Below are 20,069 nucleotides of genomic sequence, written 5' to 3' on the forward strand. Positions count from 1 at the left end.
ATTGTTATTGTTGCGATTATCGATGACGGCATCCCGTTCTGTCATCGCAACTTTACCGATGCGGCAGGGCAGGGCACTCGCATCGACTATTGCTGGTCCCAATCTGCAACACGGGCCGGACATCCGATGTTATTTGGTCGGGAGTACGACAAGGCGGCCATTGATGCGCTTTATCACCAATACGAGGGTGACGAGGGGGCGATTTATCGTGCCGCAGGTTTGGCGGGCGGGGGCGACCCGAATGTTCGCAACCCGCTGGATCAGGCGTTTTCGCATGGCGGTCACGTGCTTGACAGTCTTGCTGGGCAGACGCCCGGCAACGGTGATCCCAAGCAGGACCGTGTGCATATCATAGCAGTGGACCTGCCCGCGATGGCGAGCGCGGAGACGTCCGGCTTTGGCAAGGACATGTTCGTGCTGTCGGCCATGCACTACATCTTTAACCGGGCCGAGCGCATTGCGGCGGCTTACGCGAAGCCGGGTGCGCGGGTGCCGTTGATCGTGAATCTCAGCTACGGTCATTCATCGGGGCCACATGATGGCAACGGCGTGATCGAAGCCGCTTTTGACGAGATGATTGCCGCCCGCCGCGCGCATCACCCGACGGCTGTTATTCTGCCTTCGGGCAATATGTTCATGCAAAGCATCCATGCGGTGATGACCGAAGAACACTTTAAAGAGGCTGATGGCGTGGCGACATTGGACTGGTTCCTACCGCCTGATGATCGCACATCGAGCTTTCTTGAGATCTGGTTCCCGGATGGTCTGACCCCGGATGATCTGAAGGTGGAACTTGTGCCGCCAGCGCACGGGCTGCTGGATGCGGGGCACTATGGTTTTCCCGATGCAGATACGGTGGCGCATTCCCCGATCACCAAAGGGGATCAGCCCGTTGGGCAGCTCTCAACCCAGCATTACCGCGATGGCCGTTGGCGGCACGTGGTTGCCTTGGCGCCGACAGATGTCTTGGCGGATCAGGTGCCAGCGCCTGCGGGACGCTGGACCGTTCGGGTGACCAAGACCATGGCCGGTCCTGTTCCGGGATATGCCGAAGGTCCTGACGGGCGATCCGTTGCCGGTGGATTGCAGTTCTGGATCCAGCGAGATGAGGACTTTGGTGGCGCCGGGTCTGGCGCGCGTCAGAGCTATTTCATTGATCCTGAGAACGCGCTGTATGCCGAAGACGGACGGCTGGTAGAGACTGACAGCAAAGGCGCAATGGTGCGCCGGTTTGGCACCATGAGCGGCATGGCCACAGGACGGCACGTGTTGCGCGTTGGCGGATATGACGAATCCACGCTGCGCGCCGCGCGCTATAGCTGTGCAGGTGCGCTACGGGCCAGAGGTGGCGATACGGTGCCTGCAGGTGCGCAGGTACAGCTTTCGGCTGCATCCGAGCGGTCGTTTACACAGCCCGGTATCGTTGGCGCAGGAACGCGCAGCGGCACGTATATCGCACAAAGCGGGACCTCTTCGGCAGCCCCTCAGGTTGCGCGTGCCTTGGCTGACGCATTTCTGGACACGCCCGATGGTGAGATGAAGACGGTCGCCGACTATCTGGAGAAGCTGGATCTGAAGACCGGCACAGGTGATCCCAAAGGGCCTGATCGGCTGGGTCTGTTTGTGCTGCGCGAGCCACGCATGTCAGGCGCCGATGATGAGCGCACCCGGATTGAGCAGTTGGTGCAAGCGCGATCAGCACCCCATCAGGCAGAGGTCTAGTGGCTGTGCGCTAATCCTCGGCTGCAATGCAGCTGTCGAAACCGTCGATGTCGCGATCCTGGCTGATCTTGTCAGAACAGGCTGTGACTTTCTGCACGCAGGTCACATCCAGTTTCGGGAATTGGCATGCGGTCATAGCCGCCAGTAGCGCCTGGGCGGCTGCATCGTCCCATTCATCCCCGGCCGAGGCGCCTTCGATGGTGATGCCTATGGCTTGGGCGATGGGCGTGCCGGAGGCAGCCATGGACCATGTTGCCGCATGCTCACCGCCGTCCTTCAGTGTGAAGGTTGCACTGATGTTGGGCGCTTCGATCATGTCGTGCAGCGTGCCAAATGCGGGGGCTGTTCCTTCGCCATGCCACAGGCGGTTGCGCAAGGCGCGGCCCGTACTGGCTGCAAACTCGACCACGCGGCCCTGTTCCGTGCGGGCTTCGATCACCTTGGTATCGAATCCTTCGGGTGTGAGTGTTGCCACCTGTCCTTCATCGGCGATGTCACCTTTGCCCTCGGGTAGCGTGAAAAGAGCGTAAACCCGTCCAGCCGGGTTCCGATATAGATGCAAGGTGGTGCCATCGTCGGCGGTTGAGACAGCCGCCTTGGTGTCAAACCCGTTGATCGGGTCGGTCCACGTCTCAACAAATGTCCAATCTGCGGATGCGGGCGCGCCCAGCAAGCAAAGGGTGATGCAGCCAGCCTTAGCTGTCTTCATTCAGCGCACCACTTTCCCATTCGCCCGTAGCTTCTTCACCAGTGGCGTACCGCATGGTGCCGGTGCCTTGACGCTTGCCGTTCTTGAACGTGCCTTCGTACACGTCACCGCTGGCGTAAGTGGCAACGCCCTGACCGTTGATTTCACCTTGTTGCCATTCGCCTTCATAGGTGAAGCCCGAGGCCATCACGATCTTGCCCGTGCCGTGGCGCTGGCCATCCATAAACTGGCCGGTATAGACGGTGCCATCGGGATATGTGGCCTTGCCTGTTCCCTGACGCTTGCCGTCGACCCATTCGCCCTCATAGCGGTAACCATCGGCATAGGTCATCACGCCGGTGCCGTGGTTGCGCGCGTTCTTGAATCCACCTTCATAGGTGATGCCATTGGCATAGGTGATCTTGCCCTGACCTTCGATCACACCGGCAATCCAGTCCCCTTCGAACACCGAACCGTCCGTATAGCTGATCTTGCCCTTGCCTTGCGGCAGGTCGTCGGCAAACTGGCCTTCGTAGACGGAGCCATCCGGGTAAGTGACACGCCCTTTGCCCTCGATCTGCCCCTCGGCCCATTGGCCGATATAGGTGTACCCATCATTGCCGATGAATGTGCCCTGACCATGGCGGCGGTCATCGCTGAACTGGCCATCGTAGACATCGCCATTGGCATAGGTCACGCGGCCCTTGCCAGCGCGTTTGCCGGACACGAGGTCCCCTTCGTAAACATCGCCATTGGGCTGGGTGAGCGTTCCGACACCGTCAATCTGACCATCGGCCCACAGACCGACATAGACCAGACCGTCGGGCGTGGTCAGCTTGCCCTCGCCCTGGCGTTTGCCCGCTTCGATCTGACCATCATACACGGACCCATCGGGGTATGTGATGACCCCCATCCCCTGCTTGATCCCGTCGATCCAGTCGCCTTTGTACTCATAGCCGCCGGGTGATTGCATGACGCCCTTGCCGTGGTGCTTGGCGTTGCGGAACTGGCCCTCGTACCGGACGCCGTTGGCGTAAAGGGCTACGCCCTCGCCAACAATCGCGCCAGTTTGCCATTCACCCTCATAGGTGCCGCCATCAGCAAAAGTGATCTTGCCGAAGCCTTCGGGTTTGCCTTTGGCAAATGTGCCTTCGTAGATCGAGCCATTGGGGAAACGTGCGGTGCCTTCGCCCTTGATCTCTCCGTCCACCCACTCACCGGAATACTCATACCCGTTGGGCAGCCGGTAGGTGCCTTGACCATGCTGGAGGCCGCCGCGGAATGTGCCCTCGTACACGCCGCCATCATCGTATTGCTTGGTCAGTACCGTGCCTGACTGGGCCAGTGCGGCACCGGGCAAAAGACATAGGCAGAAGATCAGACCGCGTACGGGTGTGGACATGGCTCACCTCTCAGATTCGTTGGCTTGCCTCGTAAGAGGCAGGCGCAGTGAAGGTAAGACAGGGGCGCGCAAGGGGCAATGGGCTTAAAGGTTCTGCGCCCGTGCTTCGCGTGCAGAGAGAAAAATTTGCGAGTTTTCTTGGCCATCTGGTCGCGATGTCGCGGGTGGGTTCCCTCGGTCACGCTTTCTGATACATCAGCCAAGACGTTGAAGGAGCGCCAAGATGGCCGAGACATTCCGTATCACCCTGGGGCAGTTGAACCCGATTGTCGGGGACATTCCCGGCAATGCAGCCAAGGCCCGTGCGGCATGGGAGGCAGGCCGTGATGCAGGTGCCGATTTGGTCGCCCTGCCCGAGATGTTCATCACCGGTTACAACGCGCAGGATCTTGTGATGAAGCCCGTCTTTCACACGGCGGCAATGGCGGCGGTCGAGGCATTGGCGACGGATTGCGCGGATGGCCCAGCCTTGGCCATTGGGTGCCCATGGACGGAAGGCACGGAGCTCTACAACGCCTATCTCATCTGTCGCGGAGGCAAGATTGTCAGCCGCTTGCTCAAACACAACCTGCCGAACGAGACGGTCTTTGACGAGGTGCGTATTTTTGATGCTGGTCCTTTGGGTGGTCCCTATTCCGTTGGGAACACACGTGTCGGCAGCCCGATCTGCGAGGATGCCTGGCACCCGGAAGTAGCCGAAACCTTGCAGGAGACGGGCGCCGAGTTTCTGCTGGTGCCCAACGGGTCGCCCTATTACCGCGGCAAGTATGAAACGCGGCTGAACCACATGGTTGCGCGTGTGGTCGAGACGGGTTTGCCGCTGATCTACCTCAATATGGTGGGTGGTCAGGATGATCAGGTGTTTGATGGCGGCAGCTTTGCGCTGAACCCCGGCGGTGCGCTGGCGGTGCAGCTGCCGGTGTTTGACGAGATGGTTGCGCATGTTGACCTTGAGCGTGGACCCGAAGGCTGGCGTGTTCAGACCGGTGAAATTGCCACCCACCCAGATGAGTGGGAGCAGGACTACCGCGTCATGGTCATGTCCCTGCGGGACTATTGCGGCAAGACCGGGTTCAAAAAGGTGTTGCTGGGCCTGTCAGGTGGTGTGGATTCGGCGTTGGTGGCGACTATTGCAGCCGATGCGTTGGGTCCGGAGAATGTACGGTGTGTGATGCTGCCGTCGGAATACACGTCGTCTCATAGCCTTGAGGATGCGGAAGCCTGCGCCAAGGCGTTGGGGTGCCACTACAACTATGTGCCGATCGCGGACACACGGGCCGCCGTGACAACGACCCTTGCCCCCTTGTTCGAGGGCCTCGAGGAAGGGTTGACCGAGGAAAATATCCAGAGCCGCATTCGTGGTCTGCTGCTCATGGCCCTGTCGAACAAGTTTGGCGAGATGCTGTTGACCACCGGGAACAAATCCGAAGTGGCCGTCGGTTATGCCACGATCTACGGCGACATGGCGGGCGGCTACAATCCGATCAAGGATCTCTACAAGACCCGCGTGTTCGAGACGTGCCGCTGGCGCAACGCCAATCACCGGGATTGGATGATGGGGAATGCGGGTGATGTGATCCCGGATCGCATCATCACCAAACCGCCGAGTGCCGAGCTGCGCGAGGATCAGAAGGACAGCGACAGCCTGCCGGACTATCCGGATCTGGATCGGCTGCTGGACATTCTGGTGGATCAGGACGGATCGATTGCGGATTGCGTGGCAGCGGGTTTCAGTGGCGACGTTGCGCGCAAGGTCGAACGGCTGATTTACCTGAGCGAATACAAACGCTTCCAATCCGCACCCGGTGCCCGTCTGACAAAGCGGGCGTTCTGGCTGGATCGTCGTTACCCGATCGTGAACGCCTGGCGCGATCCCAGTTGATTTTGCACGAATTGTTGGCAGATTTTACTTTTAAAGGCTGACTGATTTAACGCAACCGAAGCACCACTTGCGCTTTGGTGCGCGCGAAAGGATCGCGCGCGATGTCGTTTACATTCTATGCCGAAGACAATGAGTTTGCTGCCTCGACCGGCAGCAACGTCAATGCTGGCGGCGACACAAGCACGTTCGATTACCCGCCAACATCCACAAAAGACTTGGTTATCACTTCGCATGCGGATGATGACGATCCGCGCCTGTTCGAAGTGGGTGAAACCTACTCCATTTCATTTCGCGGAAATGGGGGGACAACGATTGAAGATGCGACGGTGATCCGAAGCGATACGCTCTATGAAAACAAGGGTGCGGTCGTTTTTGAGGGAACAGACCCGCAAGGTGAATTGGTGCAGGTGGTGTGGTCGCCGAATTTCGATCTTGAAGAATGGTACTTCGATAATTTCAGCGGGGGGCAATCACCCGGGTTTTATACGTATGACACTGCGGATGGCGACTATGGATTCGCATGCTTCGTGACAGGGACACTGATTGAAACGGTGAACGGTCCGAAGCCTGTTGAACAGATCGTACCCGGTGATCTGGTGCCGACCAGGGATGGTGACGCGGAACCGGTTCTGTGGGCGGCCAGATCGACTGTGCCCGGGCTGGGCCGTGCCGCGCCGGTGACGTTGGACGCCGGTGTCTTGGACGCACGATCGCCGGTCGTGGTGTCGCCACAGCACCGTGTGTTGATCAGTGATCCAAGATGTGAGGCGCATTTTGGGGTGCCCGAGGTCTTTGTCGCGGCCGGTCATCTTGTGGATGGGCAGCGCGTGCGCCGGGAAAACCGCAAGCTGGTGGCCTATCACCATCTGCTGTTCGAAGCACACGAGGTGATCTGTTCGGCGGGTCTGCACAGTGAAAGCATGCTTCTGGGGGACGATATGCGCGGTGTGATGTCCAAGGCAGCGCACAGGCAGTTTCAATCAGATTTCGGCGGTCACTTTCCCACGCGTCGGGCGCAAGTCATGGCGCGCCATGCACTTCGGAAGCGTGATGCGCCGCTGATCCGTCAGTGGCTTGGCTTGAAACCAAGCGATGAAACGGCTCAACCGCCCAGCTTTTTCTATGCAGCCTGAACTTGCCGACACGCGCATGTGAATTGTGCAATTGGTTTGGCTGGTCATTGTGTCGATGACAGTCACCGATTGGAGTATTTGCAGTGTTTTATCGGCTTTCGGTCTTGTTTTTGGCGTTGCTGGGCGCATCCCCTGCATTGGCTTGTGGTCCCGATACGGATTGCCTTTTGGGCGACCGATACTACCGCATCGCAATGCCCGAGGATCATGATGGCGCGACGCCAGTGGGCGCGATCATCTTTGCCCACGGGTATCGCGGGTCGGCGCAAGGTGTCATGCGCAACATGAACCTGCGCCGCATGGTTTCTGATATGGGTCTTGCCTTGATCGCGGTGAAGTCGGCCGGACCGGATTGGGACATTCCCGGTGTCCCCAGTGCCATGGACAGCACGGGCGAGGCCGAGATGGCCTATTTCGACGATGTGGTGGCAGACGCGACTGCGCGTTTTGCCGTTGATCCGCAGCGCATCATGATGTCGGGCTTCTCTGCGGGCGGCATGGTGACGTGGGAGCTGGCCTGCAACCGTCCTGATCTGTTTGCGGGGTTTGCACCAGTATCAGGGACGTTCTGGCAGGGCCCGCCCGACAGCTGCGCAGCCCCCGCGAGCGTGATCCACATCCACGGGACCGAAGACCGGACCGTGCCCTTGGCCGGGCGTGAAATTGCCGAGACGAAGCAGGGTGATGTGGCTGAAGTCCTGTCAATGTATCGCGCCGAAGGCGCGTTTGGCACCATCGAGAATGGGCGCGCGATAGACGATCTGAGCTGTGAACGCCAGTCCAACACCGGTGGCGATGTGTTGGAGTTCTGCACCTTTCCTGGCGGGCATTCCTTTCGCCGGGGTTTTCTGAGCTATGCGTGGGATCGGCTGAGCGCTGCCGGAAAAGTGTAAGGCGGACCTGCTGGTCCGCCTCTTACTGGCAAAAACTGTAAGGCGGAGGTGTCCTCCGCCCCGCAGGTCAGAGCATCAGCTGGTAGCTGTGTGCTTCGTACCGGTAGCCACCTTCGCCATTTTTGACCACATAACCGATGCCGGGCCACGGCATATGATAGCCGATGAACGCTGTGCGGTCCGTCGCCATCATGTCCAGAAGCTGCTTTCGCGTGGCGGCTGCTGCCTCTTTGTTCATGTCGAACCGGACTTCCCAATCCGGATGTGCCAGTGACCAGACATAGTGGTTGGCAAAGTCCGCACCGATGATCAGCTGGGTACCGCCATCTTCGACCATGTAAACCATGTGTCCTGGCGTGTGCCCAAAGGCGGCCATTGCCGTGATGCCGGACGCGGCCGATCCACCATCATCCAGCATGGTCATCTGCTCGGCCAGCGGTGCGACCTTGCCATCGAAGTTTTCGTTTCCAGTGCCGGACCACGCGTCGAATTCCATCGCCCCGGTCATGTAAGCTGCATTGGCAAAGGTCGGTGTGCCATCCGTCGAAAGACCGCCGATGTGGTCGCCATGCATGTGTGTGATGACCACCTTGTCGACCTGGTCAGCGGTATATCCTGCCGCCTCGATCGCGGCGACGGTGCCTGCACCGGAAAGGCCCGTGTCGAACAAGACCAGTTCAGACCCGTTGTTCACCAGGGTCGGTGTGAAAAAGAACTGGGCTGCCTCAGTCGACAATCCTGCTTCGGCCGAGACGCCGTTGAATGTCTCCTCATCAACGTTCAGGCCAAAGATCTGGTGCGGGCCTTCAACCGAACGGGTGCCGGCCAGCAGCGTGGTCACCTCGAAACTGCCGACTTTCACGCGGCGAAACGGGGCTTGTCCCACGCCCAGCATGGGGGCTGCAGCACGCGATTGCGTGGCGGTGGCTGCTGCAAGGGGCAGAGCGGCGGCGCCCATCAGGACAGTACGGCGGTTGAATTTGGGGGATGTGGACATGGCTGTTATCCTTCCTGTCAGACATGCTTAACATAGCGCGTGTCCTGCATTGTCACGCGTCACAACGCAGAGTGGCCTGTTCATTTTTGCGAGAGGTGCCATGGCTGAAGCAAAGACAAAGGTCCTGAATGTCGATTTCCCTAGGTGGGTAACAGAGTTGCCTACCGAGACCCGACGGGCTGAGGCCCGGCAATTGGACGACTTGTTTTGCCGCATCACGGGTTTTGAGCCGCAGGTCTGGAACGGCGGGATCGTTGGCTATGGGGCCTATGACTACACCTATGCGTCCGGCAGGTCAGGGACGTGGATGGCCACGGGATTTGCACCACGCAAGGCCAAGCTCAGCATTTACATCATGCCCGGCTATGCCGACTTTGGGTCTATTCTGGAACGCCTTGGCCCGCATTCCAAAGGCAAGTCCTGTTTGTACATCACGCGATTGGAACGTGTGGATATGGATGTGTTGGGAGAGCTGATCGCCGCCGGACTGCGCGATCTTGCGACCCATTGGCCTGTGCGGCCACGGGCGGAACTGGACAACACGCGGCCCCTGTGACAAGGCAAGCCCCAAGAGTCCGGAGAGCACCATGACCACCACCCGTTTTGCCCCGTCCCCCACCGGTTACCTGCATATTGGCAACCTGCGGACGGCCCTGATGAACTACCTGATCGCCCGCAAGGCGGGCGGGACGTTCATCCTGCGTATCGACGACACCGACCCGGAGCGGTCGAAAGAAGAGTACGTTGATGGCATCAAGCAGGACATGGAATGGCTGGGTCTGCATTGGGACCGGATTGAACGCCAGTCCGAGCGGCTGGATCGCTATGCCGCCGCCGCTGACAAGCTGCGCGAGATTGGTCGCTTCTACGAGGCGTTCGAGACACCGACCGAACTGGACCTCAAGCGCAAGAAGCAGCTGAACATGGGCAAGCCACCGGTTTATGACCGGGCGGCGCTGTCCCTTAGTGAAGATGAAAAGGCTGCTTTGCGTGCCGAGCGTGGTCAAGGCGTTTGGCGCTTCAAGCTGAATCACGAGCGCATCGAATGGACGGATGGAATCATTGGCGATGTCAGCATTGATGCGGCGAGCGTCTCTGACCCGGTTTTGATCCGTGGTGACGGGCAGGTCTTGTATACCATCGCTTCGGTCGTGGATGATACCGAGATGGGCGTGACCGATGTGGTGCGCGGATCGGACCACGTGACCAACACGGCCACGCAAATCCAGATCATCGAGGCGCTGGGCGGCACCGCACCACGTTTTGCCCACCATTCGCTGTTGACGGGGCCGCAAGGCGAGGCGCTGTCGAAGCGCCTCGGCACTCTGGCCCTGCGCGATCTGCGCAGCAATGGTGTTGAACCGATGGCGGTTCTGAGCCTGCTGGCCCGTCTCGGGTCCTCTGATCCGGTCGAGTTGCGCACAGACATGCAAAGCTTGATTGAAGGGTTTGATGTCAGCCGCTTTGGCACCGCGCCAACAAAGTTCGATGCTGCCGATATTGATCCGCTGACCAGCCGATATTTGCAGACCCTTTCCGTTGAAGCCGTGCAAGGTGATCTGGATGCCGCGGGCGTGCCCGCCGAACAGCAAGACGCGTTCTGGTCCGTGATCCGGGAAAACATTGCCACGCGCGCAGATATTGCCGCGTGGTGGGCGTTGTGCCGCGATGGGGCCGATCCGGTCATCGAAGACGAAGACAAGGATTTCGTGGTCGAGGCGATGACCCTGCTGCCCGAAGGGCCCTTCGACGGTGACACGTGGGGTGCTTGGACCGGTGCGGTGAAAGCGGCCACGGGCCGGAAAGGGCGCGGCCTGTTCATGCCCTTGCGTCTGGCCCTGACTGGGCAGCGCCACGGACCCGACATGGGATCGCTGATGCCGCTTCTGCAGGTTGTTAAGGCCCGCGCATGATACCGGCGGAGGGCGCTTTTGAACAGCAGCCCTCCGGGGGAAGTTTACTTGCCAAGATGAAGCGAGTGGCAAGTGGCTGACGCACAGGCAAAGTTCCTGTCCGGGTCGCTTCTGCGCCACGTGACGGTGATGTCGCTGACCGCGACCATCGGATTGATGGCGGTGTTTCTGGTCGATTTCATCGACATGGTTTTCATCTCGATGCTCGGCAAGGCCGAGTTGGCGGCGGCGGTCGGCTACGCCGGATCGATCCTGTTCTTTACCACCTCGTTCTCCATTGGCATGGCCATTGCAGTGGGTGCGCTTGTCGCCCGTGACCTGGGGGCCGGGGATGAAGCCCGCGCGCGGGCCCGTAGTGCCCATGGTTTGGCTTATGGTATTGGCTTTGGTGTGCTTTTTTCGGCCTTTGTCTGGTGGAACATACCGACATTCGTGTCCTGGATCGGTGCTGAGGGTGAGACGGCAGAGCTGGCTCAAGGCTATCTCCAGATCATTGTGCCGTCGCTGCCCTTTCTTGTGGTGGGCATGATGGGCAGTGGCATTCTGCGGGCGCATGGTGATGCGCGCCGCGCCATGATGGCAACCATATGGGGTGGTGGCGTGAACGCCGTTCTGGACCCGATCCTGATTTTCGGGCTGGGGCTGGACCTGACCGGTGCGGCACTGGCATCTGTTGCGGCACGCATCGCAATTGGCACGGCGGCATTGCTCCCGATTTTGCGCTATCACGGTGGTCTGCCGCGCCCCGATCTGCGCGGGATGGTGGGCGACTTGCGTCCGCTGGTCACCATTGGGTTCCCGGCGATCCTGACACAGTTTGCAACGCCGGTCGGTCAGGCCATCGTGACACGATCCATGGCGCAATACGGGTTGGAGGCTGTGGCTGGCATGGCCATCGTGGGGCGGTTGATGCCGCTGTCTTTCGCCGTGATCTTTGCCTTGTCTGGCGCGGTTGGCCCCATACTTGGTCAGAACTTTGGCGCCGGGCGGCATGACCGCGTCCGGTCCGGGTTCAATGCCGCTCTGATCTTTGCAGGTCTTGTGATTTTCGTGATCGCTGGCGCCTTGTTCGTCTTGCGGGGTCCGATTTCCGATCTTTTCGATGCAACCGGCATAACCCGTGATCTTGTCTTCCTGTTTTGCGGCCCGCTTGCACTGCTGTTCTTTTTCAACGGCGTGCTGTTCGTGGCCAATGCCGCGTTCAACAATCTGGGCCACCCGTTCTATTCCACATGGATGAACTGGGGTCGCAATACCGTTGCCATGATCCCGCTAGTCTGGCTTGGCGCGTACTTGTTCGGAGCGCCCGGCGTGTTGATCGGTCAAGCGCTGGCGGGCGTCGTCTTTGGCAGCATCGCGTGGGTCCTGGCCCTGCGTGTGATCGCGGCGGATGGTGGCGCGGTGACACGCGACAGCTTTGCACGCGAGGGGCGGCTGCTGTCCCTATTGAACTTGCGCAAGTAGCCTGTCTGTCAGGGCGCGCTCCGCTTTCGTGAGCTGTTGCGCGCGTGGATAGAGCGGTGCGGACCGGTCGTCATACACAGGCGTGTTCCAACCATCGGTCGTGGCAAAGAAATGCTCTGCCCCGGCCTCTCCGAATTCGCGGCGGAAGCCCTGTACCACCACATCCAGGTAGCTGAGTAGGATGTGATGATCTCCGTCCTCGCGTTGGCTATCGGTTGGTACTTGGTACACGGCAATGTCGCTTGCGCCCGCCTGATGCCGCACCGCATGGGTTGCGTCGATCCGGTCGTACCCGGTTTCACGCAGATCCAGCGCCGCCCAATCTGCGCGGGGAACAGAAGCGATCAGCCCGTTGATGCTGTGGCCCTCTGCCGGGCGTACGGACAGAAAGACAACGTCGCGCAGTGCCGTCCGCACCCAGACGCGGCGCCAGCCGTTGAGTGTCGCGTGCTGGGCTTGCGGGTAGTCGTGGGTGGCACGGTTGACGAGGCTGCCATAGCCAAAGAACCAGGGCGTCATGAATCAGACATCAGGTCGGCAAAATGTGCTGCGGCAACGCCCCAGACTTCGGGCGATGATGCCGTCAGCAGGTAGCCTGTTTTCACGGTGGCGTTGTAGTCTGATCCATCCAACATGGCCGCCTTGCCGCCTGCCTGCTGGCAAATGAGAACCCCGGCTGCGTGGTCCCAACTGTTCAGGTGGCCGGAAAGGACAAAATCAACTGCACCCGTTGCCACGAGGCGGTATTCGTGTGCTGAACAGCGCAAGCTGCCTATGAAAGCCAATGCACCCACCTTGGTCCAAACAAGTGCACGATCTGCTGGCGGCATCAGGCGGATATGAGCATAGCCCGCAAGCTGATCCAACGGTTTGGGCTGCGCCGTCTCGATGCCGCGCAAGCGCCCGGTTTGTGTTTGCCAGACAGCGGGGGAGGTGTTGTCGGCCATGATCAGGTCGTCGCCCACGGGGTCATAGATCAAACCGAATACCGGTTGGCCAAATCGGCAAACGGCCACCATCGTGCCGAAGAGCGGCATGTTCTTGGCAAAGTTCCAGGTGCCGTCGACCGGGTCGATGATAAAAGACAGCTCGGCCTTGCCCACGCCATCCAGCAGTTCCGGCTTGGCCGACACGGCCTCTTCCCCGATGACCAGTGCATGGGGGAACGCCATTTGCAGCCCCCGCGTGATCATGGCCTCGGCGGCTGTGTCAGCTTGGGTCACCAAATCGGTTTCGTCCCGTTTGGTGTCGATCTCACCAGCGTCAAGGCGGCGGAAGCGCGGCATGATCTCGGCCCGGGCGGCCCGTCGGATCAGGTTGATGATCTGTGTTTTCTGAGCCTGCGACAGGGGGGCGGTCACAGGCATGGGCAACTGATCAATCATGACAACATCCTTGATTCCAATATTCGACGCGGGTGTGCCACGCTTGGCCGCCGCGCCGCAACGCGACTTATTCCCGGCCCCGTAGCACCTGCGCGGGCCGCGCCGCTAGTGGACCCCATGCAAAGGCGAGACCTGCAAGGAGCGTGGCCGAAACCCCACCGATCACAATTGCAAGGGCCGACGGCCAGATCACAGTGAAATCGGTTTCCATCACGTAGGTGCTGACTGCCCATCCTCCCGCGATGCCTGCGGCCAACGCGACTGCGCCCGCGCCCAGCCCCAAAAGTGCCGCCCGAGTGGCAAAGCTGACCAGGATGCGTTGGCGTGTTGCGCCCAGTGTCTTGAGCACGGCTGCTTCGTAGGTACGTGCCTGCGTGCCCGCAGCCGCTGCCCCGATCAGGACCAGAAAGCCGGTCAAAAGCGTCGCCGCCGCGCCATAGGATGTTGCCGCGGCGAGGCCCGAGAGCACCTCGCTCACCCGGTCTATGGCGTCGCGGACACGGATGGCTGTCACGTTGGGGTAAGCGTTCGCGATATCGCGCAGGATCTGGGTTTCTGCCTGATCCTCGGCATAAACTGTCGAGATGAATGTGTGGGGTGCGCCCTGTAGGGCCGCTGGGTTCATCGACAGGATGAAACCTATGCCTGCGGTGGAAAAGTCGACCTCGCGGAACGATGTGACGGTGCCGGTAATATCGCGGCCCAGAATGTTGATGGTCATGCTGTCACCGATGGACAGCCCCATTTCCTCTGCTTCTTCGGCGGCAAAGCTGATCTGGGGTGTGCCCGTGTATCCCTCGGGCCACCATTCACCATCGGTGATCCGCGTGTTTTTCGAAGGTGTTTCGGAATAGGTTATGCCCCGGTCCCCCGATAGAACCCAGTGGTCGCCAGCGACGTCAGCGGCGCGCTGGCCGTTGATTTGCGTGATGATCCCGCGCAGCATCGGGGCGCTTTCGATGCGGCTGACGGCCGCGTCATTTTCCAGACGCTCGGTATAGCCCTGCATCTGGTCGCGCTGGATGTCGACGAAGAAGTAGCTGGGCGCAACGTCAGGCAGGTTGCCGGTAATGGCATTACGCAGGTTGCCATCGATCTGCCCCACAGCGGCAAGGACCGACAGGCCAAGACCAAGGGACAATACAACCGATGCCGCCCCTTCGCGCGTCCCCGAGATAGCGCCGAGCGCCCACCGTAGGGCCGGACGCCCCTTGGCCCGAGGTGCGACCTTGCGCGACAGCCAGCGGATCAGCGTCGCGGACAGCGCAAGCAGGCCAAGCGCAAACGCGATCCCGCCAGCGGTCCACAAGGTCAGCCGCCATGTCCCCGAAAAGACGCCCGCGATGCCGATCAGCGCGCCAAGCCCAAGACCGATCCACAGCAGATAGCTTGGGCGGGGAAGCAAGCGCGCCTTGTCCAGCGCATCCCTGAACAGGGTGGCGGCCCGCACGTCTTCGGCGCGCGCCAGCGGCCACAAGGTAAACACAAAGGCGGTCAGCAGCCCGTAAATCGCCGCTTCGAACAGTGGGGCGGGATAGATCGTGAAACTGGCGGGGATCGGCAAGCGCGCTTCAATGATTGGGGCAAGGGCGACGGGGACTATGGCACCCAGGGCAAGACCAATGATGATGCCCAGCAACGACAGAACGCCAATTTGCAGGAAATAGGTTTGAAAGATCACCCGACGCTCGGCCCCCAGCGTGCGTAGGGTCGCAATCACAGATGTCTTGCCCGCGAGATAGGCGCGCACTGCGGCTGACACACCGACCCCGCCCACGGCGAGCCCGGACAGGCCAACCAGAACAAGGAACGCGCCCAAACGGTCAACGAACTCGGCCACACCGGGCGCGCCGTTGCGTGCATCGGTCCAACGCATCCCAGTGGCTTCGAACTGGTCACGCGACAGTGCTTCCAAGGCGGCAAGGTCGGTGCCATCCGGCAGGTCCAGCCGGTATTTGGAATTGAACAACGTACCGGGTGCCAGCAGTTGCGCGTTCTCAAGTGCGCTGCGCAGCACAATGGTGCGCGGGCCAAGGCCAAAACCGCCCGCTGCGCTGTCGGGTTCACGGTCCAGCGTCGCCATCAGAACGAAGTCCTGCGTGCCCAGACGGAATGTGTCGCCAACATCCAACCCCAGCCGGTCAATCAGGGCGCGTTCCATCACCGCACCGGGCAGGCCATCCGCGCCCGCAAGCGCGTCTGGCAGGTTCATTTCGGGGGAGAGTTCCACTGAACCGACGAGGGGATAGGCGGCATCAACCGCCTTGATCTGCGTTAGCCCGCGCTCGGTCTCTCCGTTTCGGTCAACAACCGCCATGGAGCGGAAATCGGCAATCTCGGACACCGTGTCCGCGACCTCATCCATCCATGCGCGCTCGGTCTCGGTGGCAAAACGATAGGTGAAATCCAGTTCCGCATCGCCGCCCAGCAATGCGGCACCCTCGCGTTCCAATCCGGCCTCGATGGCCGAGCGGACTGATCCGACGGCAGCAATGGCAGCTACGCCAAGGGCAAGACAGGCCAGAAAGATGCGGAAACCACGCAAGCCACCGCGTAGCTCGCGGCGGGCAAAACGGGCAGAGGTTGCGATGCTCATTCGGCAGCGGCCTTCACCGGCCCTGCGATCCGACCATCGGCAAGTTCGATCACACGGTCGCAACGTGCGGCTAAATCCGGCGCATGTGTCACAAGCACAAGCGTCGCGCCGTGCCTATCGCGCAGAGCAAAGAGCAGGTCCATGATCGCTTGGCCGTTGGCGCCATCAAGGTTGCCCGTCGGTTCATCCGCCAGCAAAATCTCGGGCCGTGTGACAAGTGCGCGGGCCAATGCAACCCTTTGCTGCTCCCCGCCTGACATCTGGCTCGGGTAGTGGCCGCTGCGGTGGGCAAGGCCCACAGCCTCCAACTCGGCCTCGGCACGGTCGAACGCGTCGCGCGCGCCCGCCAACTCCAAAGGCGTCGCCACGTTTTCAAGGGCGGTCATTGTCGGGATCAGGTGAAAGCTCTGGAACACGACGCCCATATGGCCGCAGCGAAAACGGGCAAGCGCGTCTTCGTTCATGTTGGTCAGGTCCTGACCAAGCGCGGTGATGCTGCCGCTCGTAGCGCGTTCCAACCCGCCCATCACCATGAGCAAGGATGACTTACCGGATCCCGAAGGCCCCACCAAACCAACGGTTTCGCCCTTGGCAACATCCAAGGTGATCCCATGCAGGATATCCACCCGCCCGGCATTGCCATCAAGGCTAAGTGCTGCATTTTTGAGTGATAGGGCTGGATCGGGCATGCTCGGGGGCCTTTATATCGTCTACGGGGTCATATGGAGATCGGATCAACATGGGCAAGATGGCAGGTGCAATTGTCATTAGTCTTTGGGCTGGGACGGCTTGGGCGGAAACGGTGACCATTGCGGCGCTGGGCGACAGCCTGACCCAGGGCTACGGCCTTCCTGTCGAACAGGGGTTCGTGCCGCAGCTTGAGGCGTGGCTGGAGGAGGCCGGCCACGACGTGGACATCATCAATGCAGGCGTATCCGGTGATACGACTCAGGGCGGTTTGAGCCGGGTGGCCTGGACGCTGACGCCCGAGGTGGACGCGATGATCGTAACACTTGGAGGCAATGACCTTTTGCGCGGGATCGATCCGGATGTAAGCCGCGCCAATCTTGAAGGGATCGTTCAGGCGGGCCTGGACGCGGATGTTGAGATTTTGGTCATTGGGATGAAGGCCCCAGGCAACTACGGGCCAGAGTACAAGCAGGCATTCGACGCGATGTACCCCGAGATCGCCCAGACCTATGGCACACTGTATCTTGAGAGCTTCTTTGCCGGTTTTGGTGGTTCGGACACGGATCCGGCACAGGTGCGGGCATTCATGCAATCGGACGGCATCCACCCGAATGCCGAAGGCGTCGCACGTATCGTGGAGGGGATTGGCCCAAGCGTGACAACCCTGATTGCAGAGGTGGACTAGGGGATGCCGGGCCGCTTCTTTTTCACCGATCCGGTGTCAGAATTGACGGCGGCCCTTGGTGTCCCCGCGGGGACAATCGACAATGAACCCGCCCGCCAAAACATTGCGCCGGGGCAGGAGATCATTGTTTTTGATGGTGCATTGAAACGAATGCGGTGGGGCATTGTGCCAGTCGGGCGCGTGAATGCACGTGGTCGTCCGGTGATGGAGCAGATCATCAATGCCCGGTCGGAAACGGTATTCGACAAGTCAGCTTTTGACGGCGTGGGCCGGGCAGTGATCCCGGTCAACGGTTGGTACGAATGGACGGGTGAAAAGCGACGCAAGACTGCGTGGCGTATTGCTCCCAAGGAAGGCGGTTTTCTGTATTTCGCCGCAATCACAGATGTGTGGACGGCGCCCGGCGGTTTGCAGGTGCCTCAGGTGGCTGCCGTGACGTGTAAGCCGAATGGCGACGTGGCACCGATTCACCACAGGATGGGCGTGTTGTTGGAGCTCGAGAATCTGCATACGTGGATGGGTGATGATCTGGATGCGGCCAAAGCGTTGATGCAGCCTTGGCCCGACGGGCGCTTGCAGATCGAAGAGGCGGTTGACGTGAACTGGGACAGGCCGTGATCCATTTGCTCCGGCGCGGCATTTGTCTGGGCCGGAGGCTCGGCGCATAAAAAAAGCGGCGCACCCTGAGATGCACCGCCCGAAACTGGTATATCGTCAGACCGATCAGGCCAGAGCGATGTTTACCGCGCTTTCACGGCCGTCACGGCCGGATTCCAGGTCGAATGTGACCTTCTGGTTGTCGGCCAGACCGGTGAGGCCCGAACGCTCAACTGCCGAGATGTGAACAAAGATATCTTTGCCGCCATCTTCGGGTGCGATAAAGCCGTAGCCTTTGGTTGTGTTGAACCACTTGACGGTGCCATTGGCCATCGTCGTTACTCCTGTGTTGTGCTGCCCGCAACATGCGGCAGCCTTGGCGTCGTCAATAGATCGAGTGACTGAGCCGAAAGGAGCAGTGGGTCGATAGATGATGTAGCACGGCGACATATGGCACCGTTTGGCGGCATTGCAAGGCTTTACCAGCTGCTTTTCGGATTCCGGCAAAGTGCCGCTTCTTTGTGCATACACTCGGATTCCGTGTGGCGCTCACTTTTTTACCAGTTGATAAAATTTTGAACCTGTGTGACCTTTTTAAACGAACGATTGTTGCGATGGAGCAGACATGACGCAATCTCCTTTCTCACCGGGTGTGGCGGCAGGCCGCCTTGATGATGCAGCATATTCCGAGAATTTTTCAGACCTGCATCCAGCCCTTGATCCACATGAAGCACTTGTTGCGGCAGATCGTTGTTACTTCTGCCATGATGCTCCCTGCATTACGGCATGCCCGACTGACATCGATATCCCGCTATTCATCCGCCAGATCGCGACCGGAACGCCGGATGCGGCGGCCAAAACGATCCTGAGCCAGAACATCATGGGCGGCATGTGCGCCCGTGTGTGCCCAACCGAAACGCTGTGCGAGGAAGCCTGTGTACGCGAGATGGCAGAGGGCAAGCCTGTCAAGATCGGTCAACTGCAGCGCTATGCCACGGACCATTTGCAAGAACAGGGCATTCATCCGTTCTCCCGCGCTGCGGTCACCGGCAAGACGGTGGCCGTGGTGGGGGCGGGACCCGCGGGCCTGTCCTGTGCCCACAGGTTGGCGATGCTGGGTCACGACGTGACCGTTTATGATGCGCGGGCCAAGGCCGGCGGGCTGAATGAGTACGGGATCGCCGCCTACAAGACGCCCGAAGGGTTTGCGCAGGCCGAGGTGGATTGGCTGCTACAGATTGGGGGTATCACGCTTGAGCACGGCAAGGCGCTGGGCTCAGATGTGAGCCTTGATCAGCTGAAAGCCGAATTCGACGCCGTCTTTCTTGGGATGGGCCTTGGCGGTGTGAACGCTCTGATTGTGGAGGGCGACGACAAGGCCGGAGTGTCGGATGCGGTCGATTTCATAGCCGACCTAAGACAGGCATCTGATCTGGGCGCGCTGCCGGTTGGTCGCGATGTCGTCGTGATTGGCGGTGGTATGACAGCCGTGGATGCTGCTGTACAATCCAAGTTGCTAGGGGCCTTGAATGTGACATTGGCTTACAGACGTGGGCGGGACCGTATGAACGCAAGTGTCTTTGAACAGGACCTTGCCGCCTCCAAAGGGGTGCGCATCATGACGAATGTGGTGCCCAAGGCACTGCACGGAAACGGAGCGGTGCAAGAGATAGAATTTGAGTACGTCACCGACGATATGACCGGGACAGGTGAAACGGTCCGGATCCCTGCGGATCAGGTTTTGCGTGCGATTGGTCAAACGTTGAAAGGCGACGGGTTGCCCGACCTTGAAGGCGGCAAGATCGCCGTAACCGATGCTGGTCGTACATCAGTTACCGGGGTCTGGGCCGGGGGCGACTGTGCCTCGGGCGGCGATGACCTGACCGTAACGGCCGTGGCCGAAGGGCGCGACGCGGCGATGGACATTCATGCAAGCCTGATGGGCTGAGCGGAGGAGAGACAGATGGCAAACCTTCAAAGCAATTTCATCGGGATCAAGTCACCCAACCCGTTCTGGCTGGC

At 60.3% G+C, this 20,069-nt stretch carries 18 protein-coding genes; 10 read left to right on the forward strand and 8 right to left on the reverse strand.

The window, feature by feature from the left end; translation table 11 throughout:
- A partial coding sequence (locus AC6RA8_RS11790) for a S8/S53 family peptidase (protein WP_500352947.1) occupies positions 1-1,722 on the forward strand: 1,722 nt, incomplete at its 5' end.
- Between the two features lie 10 nt (positions 1,723-1,732).
- Here AC6RA8_RS11790 and AC6RA8_RS11795 read toward each other — a convergent pair.
- A complete protein-coding gene (locus AC6RA8_RS11795; protein ID WP_500352948.1) occupies positions 1,733-2,431 on the reverse strand; it encodes a hypothetical protein in 699 nt (232 codons plus the stop codon).
- The gene (locus tag AC6RA8_RS11800) at positions 2,418-3,812 is read right to left on the reverse strand and encodes an MORN repeat-containing protein (RefSeq protein ID WP_500352949.1); all 1,395 of its coding nucleotides are present in this window, start codon (positions 3,810-3,812) and stop codon (positions 2,418-2,420) included. Before AC6RA8_RS11800 ends, AC6RA8_RS11795 begins: the two co-directional genes overlap by 14 nt.
- Positions 3,813-4,035: 223 nt before the next feature.
- Here AC6RA8_RS11800 and AC6RA8_RS11805 point away from each other — a divergent pair, with 223 nt between their 5' ends.
- The 3 genes from AC6RA8_RS11805 (at position 4,036) to AC6RA8_RS11815 (ending at position 7,720) form a co-directional block, all read left to right on the forward strand.
- Positions 4,036-5,694 (forward strand): NAD+ synthase, encoded by a 1,659-nt coding sequence (locus tag AC6RA8_RS11805; RefSeq protein WP_500352950.1) that lies wholly within the window; start codon positions 4,036-4,038, stop codon positions 5,692-5,694.
- 101 nt (positions 5,695-5,795) lie between these two features.
- Positions 5,796-6,827, forward strand: coding sequence for a Hint domain-containing protein (locus AC6RA8_RS11810; protein ID WP_500352951.1), 1,032 nt, complete (start codon positions 5,796-5,798; stop codon positions 6,825-6,827).
- Positions 6,828-6,910: 83 nt separating this feature from the next.
- Positions 6,911-7,720 (forward strand): CE1 family esterase, encoded by an 810-nt coding sequence (locus AC6RA8_RS11815; protein ID WP_500352952.1) that lies wholly within the window; start codon positions 6,911-6,913, stop codon positions 7,718-7,720.
- A 67-nt stretch (positions 7,721-7,787) separates the two neighbouring features.
- On the opposite strand, the gene AC6RA8_RS11820 is transcribed toward AC6RA8_RS11815, so the two are convergent.
- A complete protein-coding gene (locus AC6RA8_RS11820; RefSeq protein WP_500352953.1) occupies positions 7,788-8,717 on the reverse strand; it encodes an MBL fold metallo-hydrolase in 930 nt (309 codons plus the stop codon).
- Between the two features lie 100 nt (positions 8,718-8,817).
- On the opposite strand from AC6RA8_RS11820, the gene AC6RA8_RS11825 reads away from it, so the two are divergent.
- The 3 genes from AC6RA8_RS11825 (at position 8,818) to AC6RA8_RS11835 (ending at position 12,094) form a co-directional block, all read left to right on the forward strand.
- Positions 8,818-9,273, forward strand: a complete 456-nt coding sequence (locus AC6RA8_RS11825; protein ID WP_500352954.1) for a DUF1801 domain-containing protein — start codon at positions 8,818-8,820, stop codon at positions 9,271-9,273.
- Between the two features lie 31 nt (positions 9,274-9,304).
- On the forward strand, positions 9,305-10,630 hold the full coding sequence (gltX, locus tag AC6RA8_RS11830) for a glutamate--tRNA ligase (protein WP_500352955.1): 1,326 nt from the start codon (positions 9,305-9,307) through the stop codon (positions 10,628-10,630).
- Between the two features lie 72 nt (positions 10,631-10,702).
- Positions 10,703-12,094, forward strand: a complete 1,392-nt coding sequence (locus AC6RA8_RS11835) for an MATE family efflux transporter (protein WP_500352956.1) — start codon at positions 10,703-10,705, stop codon at positions 12,092-12,094.
- On the opposite strand, the gene AC6RA8_RS11840 is transcribed toward AC6RA8_RS11835, so the two are convergent.
- The 4 genes from AC6RA8_RS11840 to AC6RA8_RS11855 all read right to left on the reverse strand — a co-directional run bounded on the left by AC6RA8_RS11840 (position 12,074) and on the right by AC6RA8_RS11855 (position 16,764).
- Positions 12,074-12,613, reverse strand: a complete 540-nt coding sequence (locus AC6RA8_RS11840) for a gamma-glutamylcyclotransferase family protein (protein WP_500352957.1) — start codon at positions 12,611-12,613, stop codon at positions 12,074-12,076. The two genes, AC6RA8_RS11835 and AC6RA8_RS11840, sit on opposite strands and share 21 nt — an antisense overlap.
- Entirely contained in the window at positions 12,610-13,479 is an 870-nt protein-coding gene (locus tag AC6RA8_RS11845; RefSeq protein ID WP_500352958.1) for an inositol monophosphatase family protein, read from the reverse strand. The genes AC6RA8_RS11840 and AC6RA8_RS11845 overlap by 4 nt, the downstream gene beginning before the upstream one ends.
- Before the next feature lie 67 nt (positions 13,480-13,546).
- Entirely contained in the window at positions 13,547-16,075 is a 2,529-nt protein-coding gene (locus AC6RA8_RS11850) for an ABC transporter permease (RefSeq protein WP_500352959.1), read from the reverse strand.
- On the reverse strand, positions 16,072-16,764 hold the full coding sequence (locus tag AC6RA8_RS11855; protein WP_500352960.1) for an ABC transporter ATP-binding protein: 693 nt from the start codon (positions 16,762-16,764) through the stop codon (positions 16,072-16,074). The genes AC6RA8_RS11850 and AC6RA8_RS11855 overlap by 4 nt, the downstream gene beginning before the upstream one ends.
- Before the next feature lie 50 nt (positions 16,765-16,814).
- Between AC6RA8_RS11855 and AC6RA8_RS11860 the strand changes: the two genes are divergently transcribed.
- Together AC6RA8_RS11860 and AC6RA8_RS11865 are read left to right on the forward strand one after the other, a co-directional pair.
- Positions 16,815-17,450, forward strand: a complete 636-nt coding sequence (locus AC6RA8_RS11860; RefSeq protein ID WP_500352961.1) for an arylesterase — start codon at positions 16,815-16,817, stop codon at positions 17,448-17,450.
- Between the two features lie 3 nt (positions 17,451-17,453).
- Complete coding sequence (locus AC6RA8_RS11865; protein WP_500352962.1) at positions 17,454-18,068, forward strand: SOS response-associated peptidase; 615 nt, start codon at positions 17,454-17,456, stop codon at positions 18,066-18,068.
- Between the two features lie 105 nt (positions 18,069-18,173).
- On the opposite strand, the gene AC6RA8_RS11870 is transcribed toward AC6RA8_RS11865, so the two are convergent.
- Complete coding sequence (locus AC6RA8_RS11870) at positions 18,174-18,380, reverse strand: cold-shock protein (protein WP_189367848.1); 207 nt, start codon at positions 18,378-18,380, stop codon at positions 18,174-18,176.
- 292 nt (positions 18,381-18,672) lie between these two features.
- Here AC6RA8_RS11870 and AC6RA8_RS11875 point away from each other — a divergent pair, with 292 nt between their 5' ends.
- On the forward strand, positions 18,673-19,995 hold the full coding sequence (locus AC6RA8_RS11875; protein ID WP_500352963.1) for an NAD(P)-dependent oxidoreductase: 1,323 nt from the start codon (positions 18,673-18,675) through the stop codon (positions 19,993-19,995).
- The last annotated feature ends 74 nt before the right edge of the window (positions 19,996-20,069 follow it).

The organism is Tateyamaria sp. (genome assembly GCF_059783535.1).

Coding starts and splice junctions, on each gene's coding strand:
- AC6RA8_RS11795 (WP_500352948.1), bottom strand. CDS start 2,431: ATGAAGACAGCTAAGGCTGGCTGCATCACCCTTTGCTTGCTGGGCGCG.
- AC6RA8_RS11840 (WP_500352957.1), bottom strand. CDS start 12,613: ATGACGCCCTGGTTCTTTGGCTATGGCAGCCTCGTCAACCGTGCCACC.
- AC6RA8_RS11875 (WP_500352963.1), top strand. CDS start 18,673: ATGACGCAATCTCCTTTCTCACCGGGTGTGGCGGCAGGCCGCCTTGAT.
- AC6RA8_RS11855 (WP_500352960.1), bottom strand. CDS start 16,764: ATGCCCGATCCAGCCCTATCACTCAAAAATGCAGCACTTAGCCTTGAT.
- AC6RA8_RS11820 (WP_500352953.1), bottom strand. CDS start 8,717: ATGTCCACATCCCCCAAATTCAACCGCCGTACTGTCCTGATGGGCGCC.
- AC6RA8_RS11860 (WP_500352961.1), top strand. CDS start 16,815: ATGGGCAAGATGGCAGGTGCAATTGTCATTAGTCTTTGGGCTGGGACG.
- AC6RA8_RS11810 (WP_500352951.1), top strand. CDS start 5,796: ATGTCGTTTACATTCTATGCCGAAGACAATGAGTTTGCTGCCTCGACC.
- AC6RA8_RS11845 (WP_500352958.1), bottom strand. CDS start 13,479: ATGATTGATCAGTTGCCCATGCCTGTGACCGCCCCCCTGTCGCAGGCT.
- gltX (WP_500352955.1), top strand. CDS start 9,305: ATGACCACCACCCGTTTTGCCCCGTCCCCCACCGGTTACCTGCATATT.
- AC6RA8_RS11825 (WP_500352954.1), top strand. CDS start 8,818: ATGGCTGAAGCAAAGACAAAGGTCCTGAATGTCGATTTCCCTAGGTGG.
- AC6RA8_RS11870 (WP_189367848.1), bottom strand. CDS start 18,380: ATGGCCAATGGCACCGTCAAGTGGTTCAACACAACCAAAGGCTACGGC.
- AC6RA8_RS11850 (WP_500352959.1), bottom strand. CDS start 16,075: ATGAGCATCGCAACCTCTGCCCGTTTTGCCCGCCGCGAGCTACGCGGT.
- AC6RA8_RS11800 (WP_500352949.1), bottom strand. CDS start 3,812: ATGTCCACACCCGTACGCGGTCTGATCTTCTGCCTATGTCTTTTGCCC.
- AC6RA8_RS11865 (WP_500352962.1), top strand. CDS start 17,454: ATGCCGGGCCGCTTCTTTTTCACCGATCCGGTGTCAGAATTGACGGCG.
- AC6RA8_RS11805 (WP_500352950.1), top strand. CDS start 4,036: ATGGCCGAGACATTCCGTATCACCCTGGGGCAGTTGAACCCGATTGTC.